The sequence below is a fragment of the Shewanella sp. Sh95 genome (assembly GCF_001308045.1).
Classification (GTDB): domain Bacteria; phylum Pseudomonadota; class Gammaproteobacteria; order Enterobacterales; family Shewanellaceae; genus Shewanella; species Shewanella xiamenensis.
On the sequence record NZ_LGYY01000128.1, the window covers coordinates 12,330 to 27,192 of the forward strand.

Consider the following 14,863-nt stretch of genomic DNA (forward strand, 5'->3'; position numbering starts at 1 on the left):
CTTTAATCTACAACCTGAATTTAGTGCGGCTATTCCAAAGACCACCACCCAAGTAATGGGATTTAAGTAACGCACTAAGCAATAACAAAGGAGAAGCGGCTAAAACTTTCCCGCTTTTTATCGCGAAAATTCACCCACAAAAAAGGGGCTAAGCCCCTTTTGATGTCGACATCATTTAAAACTGATAACGCAGATTGAGTTGATAGCTCAATAGGTCATTCGGCTCTATAGCAAGGTATTGATAACCTAAACCCACAGACCAAGCATCACTAAATTGGTAACTAAAACGCACTCCCGCATACCAATCTGTGCCATCTAAATCGGTCGTTATCGTGGTATTGCCCATGGTACTACTAATATCCGCTTGCCAATGGAACAAGCCTACAGGCACTTCAAAGCGCCAACCTTGATGCTGCAGCAAGGTAAATCTCAAGCCCAACATAACCCCATCGGCAAGCACTGGGGTGACAGTTTTCACCAACTCATGGTATTGCGCTGGCGTTAGCGTTGCGCCCTTAATCCTTGCACTTCCTTCACCAAAATCGGCATAGCCCAGTTCTAACGCTACAATCGGTGTCCATTGATAACCTAGGCTCACCCCAAATGCGGTATCCGAGTCATCGACGCTGAGGAGTTGTCCCTCTCCGACTTGGGCGTTTAACTCAGGCAGTGTTTTATCGGCCTGCGCTTGTCCGATAAAACCCTCAACATACCAGTCTGTTGCCTGTGCCTGTTGCGTCACACTGAGCAATAACAGGCAGCCTAAGACCAATCGCTGTAACTTTCGGCGACGCAATATCGCGCATGCCAAGATAAATGCCAACGCCCATAAGGTCATACTGCCTCCTCCTGACTTATTATCGATAATGACCTCTTGATAGGCTTTCACTGTGATAAGCACCTGCCCCGTCGCTTCACTACCTTGGCCATCGCTAATCCTATAGGTCACGGTATCCACACCATCGAATCCTGTTTTAGGGATATAGCGCAGTTTATTGGCTTCGATAGTCACAGTGCCCTGTTGAGCCGTCGCACTTAATAGGGTCAACGTATTACCATCCACATCGGTGTCATTACTCAGCACATCGATAAGCAAGCTGGTACGGTCATCGGTAGCGGCGCTGTCATCGACAGTCACAGGTGCAGTGTTACCATTCACCACGATCGTCAGCTCACTACTTGCCGTACCGCCTTTGCCATCGGTAATGCTATACACCAACACATCGGTGCCGATAAAGTCTGTCGCCGGTGTGTAGCTGAGCTGCTGATTGGCCAGCACGGTGACTGTGCCAAACTCACTAATCACTTGCGTGACGCTCAAACTATCGCCATCGCTATCCGTATCGTTGGCAAGTACATTGACATCGATACTTTGGTTCCAAGCAATTGCTGCCGAGTCGGGATTGGCGACAGGCAAGTGGTTACCATTGAGCATCACAGCAACGCCACTTGGGTCGACGATAGTACGGTTAGCCACACCATCATCATCGTTAGGGCCACCGTCTTCGATAGTCAACTGCACACACCAATGGCCTTCGGTTAATCCCGGCGTCCAACGGCTATCCCCCGGTGGCGGGCAGAAACCACGTTCACCCTCAGTACTGGCAACAGTGTTGTTTGCATCAATCACAAAGTCTCGCCAGCCCGCTTGCGCATTAAACTTGCGGTAGACGGCATTCGCTGGAACGGGCGAGCGTTGTGGCAATACCAAGCTATAGCTTTGGCCCTGTTGTGGCAGACCCGTCGCGATAAAGTCGAAAATACCACCCACATTGGCAGCTAAAGCATCTTCAGCTACGGCTTCAGGCTGTAGTTGCACGCCGCTCTGTCCACGGCTTAGGGCAATATTTCCCAAACGTAAACAGACGCCCGCCTGCCCTTCGGCCAAGAAGTACACTGGCTGCAATTCCCCTTCAGGCATCACATTACAGTCATTGTTCGCATCCAAATAATCTGGGATGCCATCACTATCGCTATCGCTATAGCCTTCTTGAACATCAGGGATTAAATCGCCATCCGTATCGGCACTCGTCAATGCAGCTAAACTTGGACGCACTACGATGTACACTGTTTCGGTACTCGACAGCATAGGCGAACCATCATCGGTCGCTGTTAAGCTCACGGGATAAATCCCCGGCGTTACCGCGGCTGGAGAGAACATCATCCCCGTCGCATCCGCTTGCAAGCTTAACGCGCCGCTAGCCCACGTCAGCGTCAATGTATCTTGCTCATTGGCATCGGAGGCGGTGGCACGAATATGCACATCGCCGCCATTTTGCGCGACAATGACTTGTTGCTGGCCAGCTTGAGTCACCGCCAAACTAACCTGTGGTGCAATATTGGCTTCGGTAATCACCACTTGGGTCTGCTGCTTACTACCAAGATTCAGGCTTGGGTCAAGGCTGATTAGTACCTCTTCATTCCCTTCACTCACACCATCGTTCAAGGTAGTAAAGTGGATTTCTGCCATTTGTCCTGAGGCTATCTCCACTACGCCATCAACCAAATCATGGTCGCTGCTGTCAGCCGTTCCTGACACTGTGTAAGGAATACTCAGCGGATAGCTTGGTGCCTCTCCGTTGAGGTGAACACTCACGGTCACTTGATTCCCTTCTGCAATAACTTGATCTTTGCTCAGCGAAATCAATGGATTGACTTTGACCTTCTGCGCTTTAATCGCCTTATTGCCCTCGCTGTCTATAGCCTGCCAATAAGCTAAGTAGTTGCCAGGAGCGAAGAACAAGCTCTTATTCACCAGCGACACGGGTAATGGATGGCCATTACGGTCAACCGCCTTGGCAAAACCGAGTTTCACCCGCGTAAACAGGCCAGTCGCATTCACTTCCACATCATCAGGGAGGGTGATCACGGGTTGACTCGCTGAATCAGCGCCTTCAATCAGCAGATTCACTTTGGCGGTTGCTCGGCCTTTGTTGCCATCGCTAATGGTATAACGTAGTGCAACTGGCCCCACATAAGCCTCGGGCGCGGTAAAGCTGAGTCCATCAGCAGTGATTTGTACACTGCCAATATCCGCAGCAGCACCATCAATGCTTAAGGTGTCGCCATCGACATCCACATCGTTTGCCAACACAGCTAACGAATAGGTGTCATTTGCAGTACTGGTTAAGGTATAGCTGTCATCGATAGCTTGAGGATCGTCGTTCACTGGCGTAACCGTAACGGTGACTGTGGCAGGCTCTGAGCTCAGCTCTGCATCTTTAGCGATAAAGCCAATAGAGTCAGTACCATTAAAATCCTTCTCTGGCGTATAGAGCCAGACACTACCGTGCTGCTCTAAGGTACCGGAGGCAGGTTGGGCGCTGATCTCATAGGTCAGAGGATCATTATCGGCATCCTCACCCGCAAGCGTGATCATCACCGAACTGTCTTCCTCTAGCGTCACTGTCTGATTGGTAGCGACAGGTGCATCATTAACGTTTGCCACCACAATGCTGAAGCTTTGCTCTGCGGTTAAGCCATCCACATCGGTGGCGCGTAGCACTACCGCATGGCTGCCGACATTGGCATTAGTTGGGGTACCACTTAACACGCCAGTCGCGGCATTAAAGCTCAGCCAGCTTGGCAGTGTCACGGTGCTTAAGGTGAGACTGTCGCCGACATCGCTATCCGTCGCCACTAAGGTGTAGCTGTAGGCTGCATCTTGGGTAGCACTGGTTAACGCCGTTGAACTGATGGTCGGTGCATCATTAACGTTTGCCACCACAATGCTGAAGCTCTGCTCTGCGGTTAAGCCATCCACATCGGTGGCGCGTAGTTCCACGGCATGACTGCCAACATTGGCGTTAGTTGGGGTACCGCTTAACACGCCAGTGGCTGCATTAAAGCTCAGCCAACTTGGCAGAGTGACTGCGCTTAAGGTGAGACTGTCGCCGACATCGCTGTCGGTCGCCACCAAGGTGTAGCTATAGGCTGCATCTTGGGTAGCACTAGTCTGTGCACTAGAGATGATGGTTGGTGCATCGTTGACGTTTGCCACCACAATCGTAAAGCTCTGGTCAATCGTCAGACCATCCACATCCGTAGCGCGTAGCACCACGGCATGACTGCCAACGTTAGCATTAGTTGGGGTACCGCTTAACACGCCCGTGGCGGCATTAAAGCTCAGCCAGCTTGGGAGTGTGACGGCACTGAGAGTCAGACTGTCGCCCACATCGCTGTCCGTTGCTACCAAGGTGTAGCTATAGGCCGCATCTTGGGTGGCACTGGTTAACGCCGTCGAACTGATGGTCGGTGCGTCGTTGACGTTTGCCACCACAATGCTGAAGCTTTGCTCTGCGGTTAAACCATCCACATCGGTGGCGCGTAGCACCACGGCATGGCTGCCGACATTGGCATTAGTTGGGGTACCACTTAACACGCCAGTCGCGGCATTAAAGCTCAGCCAGCTTGGCAGTGTCACGGTGCTTAAGGTGAGACTGTCGCCGACATCGCTATCCGTCGCCACTAAGGTGTAGCTGTAGGCTGCATCTTGGGTAGCACTGGTTAACGCCGTTGAACTGATGGTCGGTGCATCATTAACGTTTGCCACCACAATGCTGAAGCTCTGCTCTGCGGTTAAGCCATCCACATCGGTGGCGCGTAGTTCCACGGCATGACTGCCAACATTGGCGTTAGTTGGGGTACCGCTTAACACGCCAGTGGCTGCATTAAAGCTCAGCCAACTTGGCAGAGTGACTGCGCTTAAGGTGAGACTGTCGCCGACATCGCTGTCGGTCGCCACCAAGGTGTAGCTATAGGCTGCATCTTGGGTAGCACTAGTCTGTGCACTAGAGATGATGGTTGGTGCATCGTTGACGTTTGCCACCACAATCGTAAAGCTCTGGTCAATCGTCAGACCATCCACATCCGTAGCGCGTAGCACCACGGCATGACTGCCAACGTTAGCATTAGTTGGGGTACCGCTTAACACGCCCGTGGCGGCATTAAAGCTCAGCCAGCTTGGGAGTGTGACGGCACTGAGAGTCAGACTGTCGCCCACATCGCTGTCCGTTGCTACCAAGGTGTAGCTATAGGCCGCATCTTGGGTGGCACTGGTTAACGCCGTCGAACTGATGGTCGGTGCGTCGTTGACGTTTGCCACCACAATGCTGAAGCTTTGCTCTGCGGTTAAACCATCCACATCCGTAGCGCGTAGCACCACCGCATGACTGCCGACATTGGCATTAGTTGGGGTACCGCTCAGTACGCCTGTGGCTGCATTAAAGCTCAGCCAACTTGGCAGTGTCACGGTGCTTAAGGTGAGACTGTCGCCGACATCGCTATCCGTCGCCACTAAGGTGTAGCTATAGGCTGCATCTTGGGTGGCACTCGTGAGTGCGGTTGAACTGATAACGGGGGCGCCATTAGGCTTCACTGCGTTACTCGCCGTGGAGGGGCTACCTGTTCCGGCTGAGTTTATTGCTGCAACCGTAAATGAATAGGAAGTCCCATTGGTTAATCCCATTATCGTGATGGGTGAAGAAGTGCCCGAGGCCGTAATACCGCCTGGAGTCGATACTAAGGAATAGCCCGTAATGGCATCACCACCAGTGAATGCCGGAGCACTAAAACTCACCGTTGCTTGAGCATTCCCCGCTGTGGCAGTGCCGATTGTTGGCGCGCTTGGCACAACGGCGTTGACACTGAATGAACGACTAACTTGAGTCGCCGCCAAATAACTCGCATTGCCCGCCTGATCAGCGTTAATCGTACACATGCCTGTGGCTACAAAGGTCAAAACACCACCGGAAGTAATCGTACAGACAGCGGGTGTTGATGAGGTAAAGGTTGGGATCAACCCACCCGTTGCGTCGGTCGTTGCAGTAAGTGTTGGCGATGTACTAAAATTCTGATCGCCCGGATTGAGGAAGGTAAGCGTTTGGATCGCTTTGGGCGTAATTGGGTTAGATGCGCTGGAGGCAGGGCCGAAACCCACTGCATTCTCAGCTTCCACCGTAAAGGTATAGGTCACACCATTAGTTAGACCACTCACCACAATCGGTGAATTTGTGCCACTGACAGGTAAGACATCATTTGGCGTCACCGATACAACATAGCCAAGAACATTGGATCCCCCGTTATTAGCAGGAGGCACAAACGCCACACTTGCTTGGGTATCACCCGCCGTTGCCACCACACTGGTCGGTGCCGTTGGCACTATGGGGTTCACAACAAATGACTGACTGACCTGTGATGCAGCCAAATAAGCAGCATCACCCGCCTGATTGGCATTGATTGTACAGGTGCCAGCGGTCACGAATGTTAGCGTAGTGCCGCTCACCGTACAGACACCAGGGGTGGATGAGGTGAAAGTGACAACATAACCACCGCCTGCAGACGAACTGGCTGTCAGCGTTGGTGTAGTCCCAAAGGTCTGTGCTCCCGGGTTGTTAAAGGTGATGGTTTGCGGTGATGCCGGGGTAATAGAATTCGATGCTGCCGAAGCCGCCCCCGTGCCCGCCGAGTTAGTCGCTGTCACCGTGAAGGTGTAGGAAACACCATTGGTCAAGCCGGTCACTGTAACCGGCGAACCGGAGCCAGTACCTGTTGCACCACCTGGACTAGCAGTGACGGTGTAACCACCAGCAAGGATCGATGCACCACCGGTACTGGCAGGTGCAGTAAATGTTACCGTTGCCTCGGCATCACCTGCGGTTGCCGTACCGATGGTTGGCGCATCAGGAACTACCGCATTCACCGTAAAGCTTTGGGTTACTGTAGTCGCCGCATTGGTTGCGCTATTACCAGCCTGATCGGCATCAATCGTACAGGTACCTGCGCTTACAAAGGTCAGAGCAACGCCACTCACCGTACATACACCAGTGGTAGACGACGAGAAGGTGACTGTGAGACCGGAGTCTGAAGTTGCAGACAAGTTCGGTGTGGTACCAAAGTTATAGTTGCTCGGCTGGGCAAAAGTAATTGTCTGGTCGGCTTTGGGGGTTGCCGAGTTAGATGCGGCCGAGGCAGTGCCTGTACCTATCCCGTTGGTCGCCGTCACAGTAAAGGTATAGGCAGTGCCGTTGGTGAGACCGGTGATGAGAATCGGTGAACTGGCACCCGTATTTGTAAATCCTCCGGGGTTAGAGGTCACGGTATAACCAGTGATAGCAGAACCACCGTTATTGCCGGGAGCACTGAAAGCAACAGATACCTGGCCATCACCTGCGGTTGCAGTGCCTATGGTTGGCGCATCAGGCACTGTCGGAATGGCCACAGTATGGGCGGAACCACTCGTATAGGCGGCTGGACCTACGTTGCCAGCAGCATCGCTGATATTCGTTGCGCCATTCAGGTTCAGCTTGATAGTACCGTTGCCGGTGATACCACTGACGGTCACCGTCACACTTGAGCCAGAGGTCGCGGAGACACTGGCGACAGTGCCGGTCGCGCCACCGGTAGTACCAAGCGCAAAGTCATCGGTAGAAATGTTGTTGACGGATTCACTGAAGTTGACCGTGAAATCGACACTGGTATCAGTCGAGACTGCGCCACCAACAGGAGCTGTGCTAGTTACAGACGGTGTAACGCCATCCACAACCAGCGCTTTATTGGCGCCCAATGAGTTGGCCGCTCCGGGCGATGCCAGTGTAAGCGTCGCATTATTCGTAGCCGCATCGCGAATAGTGCCGCCATTTAACGACAATGAATTGGTGGCGACATAATCCAAATCGCTGTTGTTGTCGCCCGCCTGAACCGTATAGCTGAAGATCAAGCTGCTTGAGCCACTACCACTCGCATAATTAATGGTGCGATCTGTTGTGCCTGTTTCAAGGGTTAATTGCGGCGTACCAGTGACATTGACCACTTCACTAAAGTTAACTTGGATACTGATGCTATCACCCACTTTATAAGTGCCATTGGCTGTACTGGCAGTCACAGAAGAAACGGTGGGGGCTGTACTATCCACAAGAACACTGCTTGTGGAGCCGACAGAATTTAGCGTCAGCGTCATGTCATTATTGGCAGCATCTTTCAAGGTTCCGCCGTTCAAACCAAGCGCACCTACGGTAATACCATCAGAATCAACCAAACCACTCTCAACCGTGTAACTAAAAACCAGCGCCGAGCTTCCAGAGCCCGACGAATAGGTTGCGTATTTGGTTGTGCCACCAATAGTCAATGCAATGCGAGGGGTACCTCCACCAGTATTCACGATCACGTTTTCGCTGGTGTTAACTGTGAAACTCAGTGATTGCCCAGTGATATAAGTTGCGCTGGAAGGAACGCTTACGCTGGTGACTGTTGGAGGGGTGACATCAGGAACCGTATTAAATACAAAGCTATCAAATACATCAAAATAACCGCCGCCATTTGAAGTAATAACTACCTTGTCAACATTATCAAAGGGATTGTTGTTTAACGTTACAGTAAATGAGCCATTAGCCTGACCAAAGCCAGACCCAGTACTTTGAGTCCCCACAGATGATCCGTCTCTAAAGCCCTCAACCGAGGCAAAACCACCACCAAATGCATTGATGTAAAAACTAACGAAGTCAAATTCATTGCCCGAGGTGGTTTCGACAGTAATTGTTTCAACTCCAGAATACATACCTGCAAATAACCCGGCAGAATTACTCTGACCATCATCCGTATCCTGAAACCAGTTAGCGGCGCTGTAAGTTATTTTAAAGTCACCCTGTGTAAAAACATTTGATCCATGGTCTGCACTCTCAACAAAACCAGAAGCATTGAAATCGACAATGACATTAGAAGGAATTGAAGCCGCATTGACACTCATACTTAGCAACACTACTGCTGCAAAACCCAGTTGAACGATCCACTTAATGCCTGTATTTATATTTACGAATCCACAAGCCGGAGTTTGATATCGCTCATCGGGATGATCTGTTTTGCAGCATGACATATTAAGCCCCTTAATAGCTGTGTACGAAAATTTTTGATTTAGCTAAAGTAGCTAAAACCAGCAATCCAGAAGATTTAATTCCCTCTGGATTACTGAATTAATTTAATAGCAATTATCCAACGTTAATTACGCGACGGATAAATACCCTCTAACGCGATAATAAAATTCATCCCCAGATAGGGATTGCGAATTCCGACAGGCTGTCCTCCACCAACAGGATTGACGGTTACGGTGCCAGCAGGTGTAACGCTACCATGCACTCCACCGAGGCTGCTCTTGGTAGAATCTGGCGCCGTACTGGTAAACAATCCATGAAACGCAACACTGGTAGGCCCCGCCTTAGCTGTCGTAGCAGAGAGGTAGGTAGTCGCGCCTGCTGCCGGAGGAACCATTGCAGTGGCCGTGGTGGTAGCAACATCAACCGTTGCTGTTACGCTACTTGCATTACCAATGAAAGTAGCTGTTGGTGCATGAATGGGTAGCTGATTGGTAGTGAGGTTAACGTTTTCAACACCGGCAACTTGTCCCAAAACAACATTACTTAACCCTGTCCCAGTTCCGGTACCCACAGGGGTACGGCTTTGCAGGTTAGGCAACCCAAATGTTGTTGTGCCATTGCCGCCATAGGTTGTGCCGAGGATAGAGAAAAGCGCGCTGTTGGTGGAAATGGCCAATAACTGTCCATTGCAAAGCGCCCAGCCACGCGGAGCGAAAGTACCAGCGAACATGCGGATTTCTCCAATAAATGGATCTGACATTGTATTTCTCCTGAAATAACGATTTTGTCTATGTAACGTCTTGCAATGACTTAATTACTCACGACAATTAATCGACAGCGAGTTCCTTTTGCTGATGACAACATCATTCACATCACACAATCGAAGGCCTATTGTGAAACATCATGAAAACAATTTAGCTACAACTAAACATATCTGAAAAATCGGCAAACACAATTACGCAGAAATAATTTTGTGTAAATTATCAGCCGACGTTTAAGGCCACAGCATTGACTCATAGGTTTCGGAACGGCTTTGAAACTGAAATCCATGCCGTAAATAAAGTGATTTAGCTTGAGTATTTTCACTCTCTACTGATAAATGAACAGGTAACTGACGTTGCCTCGCCTCAAGCTTGACCGCCTCTAATACCGCAGAGCCTAAACCGCGACCTCGCATACTTGGCGCAATAATAAAATCAACAAGATGAACCCTATGCTCATTGGTATCGAGCATCAGTTTGCCGACCGCTTGTTGCTGATAAAACAAAATGTAGATGATGGCATGTGGATATTGCTCCCGATAGGAGACTTGTTGCAGCCGATATTGTTGATCCAACATGTTCTGTACGACATCAAGGGGTAAACCAAGCTCATAGAAGAAGGTTTTAGTTGAATAAAAAAGTTCTGCCATAAATAGGTTATCGCTTGCATTGGCAGGCTTAATACTCAAGCCAGTGAATGGATTTAACTCAGCTAGCATCATGGTTTTTATCTCGAACTAAAGGTTGCAACAGTTGCTCATAAGCATTCAATAACAGCTGCCATGAGAGAGTTTGTGATTCATTTAATGGGGTAGATAGCACGGGTACCATGGGTACAAACAATTGCCCTTGTCGCTTTACATCAAAGCGCCAGTGGCCTTGCCAATGCTCAATATCTTCTGCGGCTAACGGCCATTCTAAAATGGCCGAAAGTGCGCTGGGTTTAAGCGCATTTAATTGTTGATAATCCATTAAGATGCAATGACTTGATTGATAAAGTGCAGCAGTTTGCTGGGCAAAACCATGTAACACACCCATTCGAAATGCATCTACACTAGGCTCACCATGTGTGTTTTCACTAAGCGGCAATGCATGGAGAAATACAGCCTTCACTCGCCCCGCCATATGCATCCCAGCCTCTCGTTGATGCGAAGCCAAAATATCTCTGGGATGGCGCATCAGACATAGCACTCGACTATTAGGATAGAGTTCTAGCAACATGGGCCAACAAGCTAAATCCCACGCATTCCACTTGATCACTAGCTCACGCTCATCAGGCCTCAACCGCCCTTGTAGCCTTAAACATAAATCCACCAGCAGTGGTGTTAAGGCCGAAGGCCAAGCATCATGGTGCATCACATCGCTGCAGAGCATAGATTCGGATAACACTCGGCAAGTTTTGAGTAGGGAAAAACTGCTTGAAACGAGTGTTGACCCACAACGAGACCAATGGAAAATCATCAAGTTAGGATTGATAGCGGGCAAACTTTCGCGTTGGGATAATAAGGGTTCGAGCAAGGTTTGAGGCTGGATAAAACTAGCCAGTAAACCACGACGAGCATCGCAGATATCGTCCTCCAAAAAAGGTTTTGATAACCGCTTAAAAACCGGAACCCAACTGATTGTTTTGGTTTGAGAATGATAACGAGAAGGAAACCACACTTGGCTGAAGCGTACTAAATCTGGAATGAAGCTTTGTTGCTGTAAGGCAATAAATGCCAGCATCTGTTCTAAATTTAGCTCGGGCCAATTGAGGAAGTCTGCCATCAGGGCAATAAAATGCTCAACATCCTGCGCTTGATGCAGTAAAAACAATGATTCAGGCTGATGCAGCAATTGCCAATAGTGTTGCTGCTGTTCATGCATATCAATCATTAGCTGGCCATTGGATAGAAGTTAATATACTGCACCATGCGGGGTAACACGCCTCGATTTGGCGTCGGTCCATGGGGCAAGGCATGGTGCCAAATAATTAAATCCCCTGCGTTTGCGGCAATGGGTTTAATGGGCCACTCTTCCCAAAGCTGTTGCTGCAACTCAATATCAGTCTTGTTTTGTTTCTGTAGCCAAGTTTCTATTTTTAGGTGAAAACCGGGTACACAGCAAAATGCCCCCTGTTCGGCAGGGGTATCCGTAAGATAAATCAATCCTTGAGTCCCAAATGGCACAGGTAGCTGCAGTGGCATATCCCAATGCATATTTGGGCCAGGAAACTGCCAAGTGGGCGTTTCAGGGGGATTAAAACTCACTCTATCAGTCGTCATCACTAAATCGGTACGCTGCCATAATTGTTCAAAGGCTTGGCGGATAAGAGGTATTTGCCGATTGGCATCGAGGATGGGATGGCGAAATAACTGCAGCATGATTTTCTGCATTAACTCATGGGACTGATACCAAGTTGATGGATCATTTTCATTCGCACCAAGCTGTTGCCAAATCACGGCTCGACTGGCCGCGCATTGGGCTTTTGACAACACTTGCGGGATGACTAAATAACCTTCCCGTTGCCAAAAGGCGAGTTGGGCATCGGTAAGCACTTGGGGTAAAGCGTTACCATAAGCTAACTCGGTATTGCCGCTTTCTAGCTCAGCTTGGGATAAGGCACGCAATTGCTGATTAATACCGACAATATCCGCGGTGGTCAGTTTAGTTTGTCTTTGAACGAAGGCGATAAAATCAGTTTTTTTATCACATTGATAGAGCGCCTTCATCCCAGGCTCTAATCCAATACCGCACAGATCCAGCAGCGCTTTATCTAGGCTCCATTCTCCCTCTGCCACCTCATTGGTTTGTCCACGCTTTTGCAGCTCAATTTTTTGCCATAGTCGCTGCAAGTGATAAATGCCCAAACAACTCAAATCCTCACTGCCAACAAGCGCCAATTTCTGCTGCTGATATTGGAAGATAAAATCGGGATATGCTCCCAGCTCGTAACGGAAGTCCACTCTGCTAAGAGGTTTAAGCCACAGGGATTTTTTATATTGGGAGAGGGTTAATTGTGATTGGTTTTCAAGTAATTGATGTTCGCCATAAACCCTGATTTTTGTCGTCAGTTTTAGGCTTATGGGTTGGGGTTCATAATCGGGTAACAATAAGCTCCCCACTAGCCCACTTCTGTCACCTTGAGCGAGCAAGCGGGCCTGGGCTAAATCGAGACAGAATAAAGGGCCCAAATAAATGGGTAGCCGCTCTTTTAGCTCGAGCCACGCATCCAACTCAATCGACTCAGGGATCAAACATCCATCCTCAGATAAAAAACGTTGTAGATGGCTAAAAATCTGTACCTGCGGTTCCTGTTGCAGTAGGTGTTTCATGGTTTCAGAAATTATCAGATCAAAGATTTGTGTTGATGCTGGCCGCCAAAGCGTAGCGTCAGCACAAATAAGCGCATCGACACGATCCGCTACATCGAAATATGCCAGCAGCTTTTCAACACTCTCCAATGACGCTCGATGAATGTCGAGTAAGGTTACTCGCACTTGCTTCGCCGTAAATAGCGGTAATAAGGCTAAGATTAACCAAGCAAAAGGCCCGGTTCCAGCATAGAGTATGTGCACAGGATGGTTCGAGTTAGCTTTAAGTTTGTCCTGTATCGCTTGATAAATTCCCTGAATAAACACTCTGCTACGTTCGGGATCTTCTGCACATTGCGCCGCAGTTGTCGGTGATACCGCCTTGCCAAAAGCCGTAATACTCGCCTCTGTATCGAGAAACAACGCCGGGTGCAGTTCCAACCCAGTCAATTGGCATAACTGCGCCAACATTGGATCGATAAGCCGCTTTGCCTCCCCCGCTGAATGGGATTGCAACAGCGCCTGAGCAAACAGCTTTAATCTTAGATACGCCTCGAGCTGCCCTGCATTAGGCTTTGATCTTGGCATCATGGATAAGCTCCTTTAACCACGAGTTGACTTCACAATCGATCACCAAATTAATTCTGGCATCCACGCCTTTATTCGCGACCCAATGGGTTTGGTCAGCATTGATATACCAAAGCTCTCCGGCCCGCATAGGTACACGTTTCTCATCCACATAAAAATAAAGCTGATCATGGGTTTGTAGGGGCAAATGTAATCTAGCCTCACCCTGTTCAAGTGATAATCCTTGATCCCTATGGGGCTTGATTTCAGCACCAGCGTGTAAACGCATTAAGCGCACCGATTTAACTGGGCAAGCAAGGGATTGAATAAACTGCAGCAGCGCGGGGCTCGATTCCAGTGAAGGCAAATTATCCCAATCTGTCGCGGCACTAATGGAAAAGGCTTGTAAAATGGGATGCGCGACTCGATATTCCTCGGCGCAGCGTAGAGCCAACACATCCCAACCGCCCTGAGAGCCCGCGTGATAATCACGTTGGTTAATGTGTGGCAACCACTCATGCAGCAACAAAGTCGTGAGTTCTTGCTGTAAACTAGTGATATTTGGAGCTTGGGTAAGTAAGGCGAATGAGCAGATATCCATATCCAAGTGTCTCATTTTTAGACAAAAACGAATTAATCAAGCCTAGCACAAAGTGTCATGCTGACAAGATAAGCTGATCTACAAGCCGACCTAACCACACAGGATATCCCATGTTTGACTGGAAGAAGATTGATACTGTACTGCTCGATATGGATGGCACCCTGCTCGATTTGCACTTTGATAACCATTTTTGGTTGAGTCTGGTGCCACAGGAGCTGAGCAAGCAGCGGGGATTAAGCCAGAGCCAGGCACAACAACTGGTGGAAGAAGCCTACGGCAGAGTCGCAGGCACGTTAGATTGGTATTGCCTCGATTATTGGCAGTCCGAGCTGCAGCTCGACATTATGGGGCTTCACCGCGACTTAGTTGACCGTATTCAACTGCGCCAAGACAGTATGCCTTTTCTCGATGCCCTCGCCGCCGCGGGCAAAAAACGCATCTTAGTCACCAATGCCCACCCTAAGAGTCTTGCTCTTAAGCTGGAGCACACTGAACTGGGGAGAGGTTTAGATGCGATGATCTCAAGCCATGAAACGGGTTATCCCAAGGAACACCCACAATTTTGGCAAACGCTATTCGAAAAATTCGCCCTCGTGCCAGAGCGCTGCCTGTTTATCGATGATAGTGAACCCATTTTAAATGCAGCGCGCTTAGCGGGCGTGGGGCATCAGCTCGGGATCAGCAATCCCGATAGCCAGAAACCTGCCAAAACCTTCAATGATTTTCCGGCCATTAGCGACTATCGTTTATTGCTTAACGATCTCGCGAGTTAAC

The 14,863-nt window shown here is 49.5% G+C and carries 7 protein-coding genes; 1 reads left to right on the forward strand and 6 read right to left on the reverse strand.

What is annotated here, in order from left to right; translation table 11 throughout:
- Positions 1–175: 175 nt before the first annotated feature.
- From AEA42_RS09415 to AEA42_RS09440, 6 genes are all read right to left on the reverse strand, one after another.
- On the reverse strand, positions 176–8,869 hold the full coding sequence (locus AEA42_RS09415) for a putative Ig domain-containing protein (RefSeq protein ID WP_055647580.1): 8,694 nt from the start codon (positions 8,867–8,869) through the stop codon (positions 176–178).
- A gap of 122 nt (positions 8,870–8,991) precedes the next feature.
- Positions 8,992–9,627 (reverse strand): tail fiber protein, encoded by a 636-nt coding sequence (locus AEA42_RS09420; protein ID WP_055647581.1) that lies wholly within the window; start codon positions 9,625–9,627, stop codon positions 8,992–8,994.
- A gap of 234 nt (positions 9,628–9,861) precedes the next feature.
- Entirely contained in the window at positions 9,862–10,350 is a 489-nt protein-coding gene (locus AEA42_RS09425) for a GNAT family N-acetyltransferase (protein ID WP_055647582.1), read from the reverse strand.
- Positions 10,337–11,503: a hypothetical protein gene (locus tag AEA42_RS09430; RefSeq protein ID WP_055647583.1), complete on the reverse strand. Its 1,167-nt coding sequence runs from the start codon at positions 11,501–11,503 to the stop codon at positions 10,337–10,339. Before AEA42_RS09430 ends, AEA42_RS09425 begins: the two co-directional genes overlap by 14 nt.
- Positions 11,503–13,512 carry a phytanoyl-CoA dioxygenase family protein gene (locus AEA42_RS09435; protein ID WP_055647584.1) on the reverse strand — a complete coding sequence of 670 codons (2,010 nt, stop codon included), beginning with the start codon at positions 13,510–13,512 and terminating at the stop codon, positions 11,503–11,505. Before AEA42_RS09435 ends, AEA42_RS09430 begins: the two co-directional genes overlap by 1 nt.
- A complete protein-coding gene (locus AEA42_RS09440; RefSeq protein WP_055647585.1) occupies positions 13,490–14,089 on the reverse strand; it encodes an aspartyl/asparaginyl beta-hydroxylase domain-containing protein in 600 nt (199 codons plus the stop codon). The genes AEA42_RS09435 and AEA42_RS09440 overlap by 23 nt, the downstream gene beginning before the upstream one ends.
- 110 nt (positions 14,090–14,199) lie before the next feature.
- Between AEA42_RS09440 and yrfG the strand changes: the two genes are divergently transcribed.
- The gene (gene yrfG / locus AEA42_RS09445; protein WP_055647586.1) at positions 14,200–14,862 is read left to right on the forward strand and encodes a GMP/IMP nucleotidase; all 663 of its coding nucleotides are present in this window, start codon (positions 14,200–14,202) and stop codon (positions 14,860–14,862) included.
- Position 14,863 lies beyond the last annotated feature (1 nt).

Excerpts from the sequence above, each read along its gene's own strand:
- AEA42_RS09435 (WP_055647584.1), bottom strand. The coding sequence starts at position 13,512 with ATGATGCCAAGATCAAAGCCTAATGCAGGGCAGCTCGAGGCGTATCTA.
- AEA42_RS09425 (WP_055647582.1), bottom strand. The coding sequence starts at position 10,350 with ATGATGCTAGCTGAGTTAAATCCATTCACTGGCTTGAGTATTAAGCCT.
- AEA42_RS09440 (WP_055647585.1), bottom strand. The coding sequence starts at position 14,089 with ATGGATATCTGCTCATTCGCCTTACTTACCCAAGCTCCAAATATCACT.
- AEA42_RS09420 (WP_055647581.1), bottom strand. The coding sequence starts at position 9,627 with ATGTCAGATCCATTTATTGGAGAAATCCGCATGTTCGCTGGTACTTTC.
- yrfG (WP_055647586.1), top strand. The coding sequence starts at position 14,200 with ATGTTTGACTGGAAGAAGATTGATACTGTACTGCTCGATATGGATGGC.
- AEA42_RS09415 (WP_055647580.1), bottom strand. The coding sequence starts at position 8,869 with ATGTCATGCTGCAAAACAGATCATCCCGATGAGCGATATCAAACTCCG.
- AEA42_RS09430 (WP_055647583.1), bottom strand. The coding sequence starts at position 11,503 with ATGATTGATATGCATGAACAGCAGCAACACTATTGGCAATTGCTGCAT.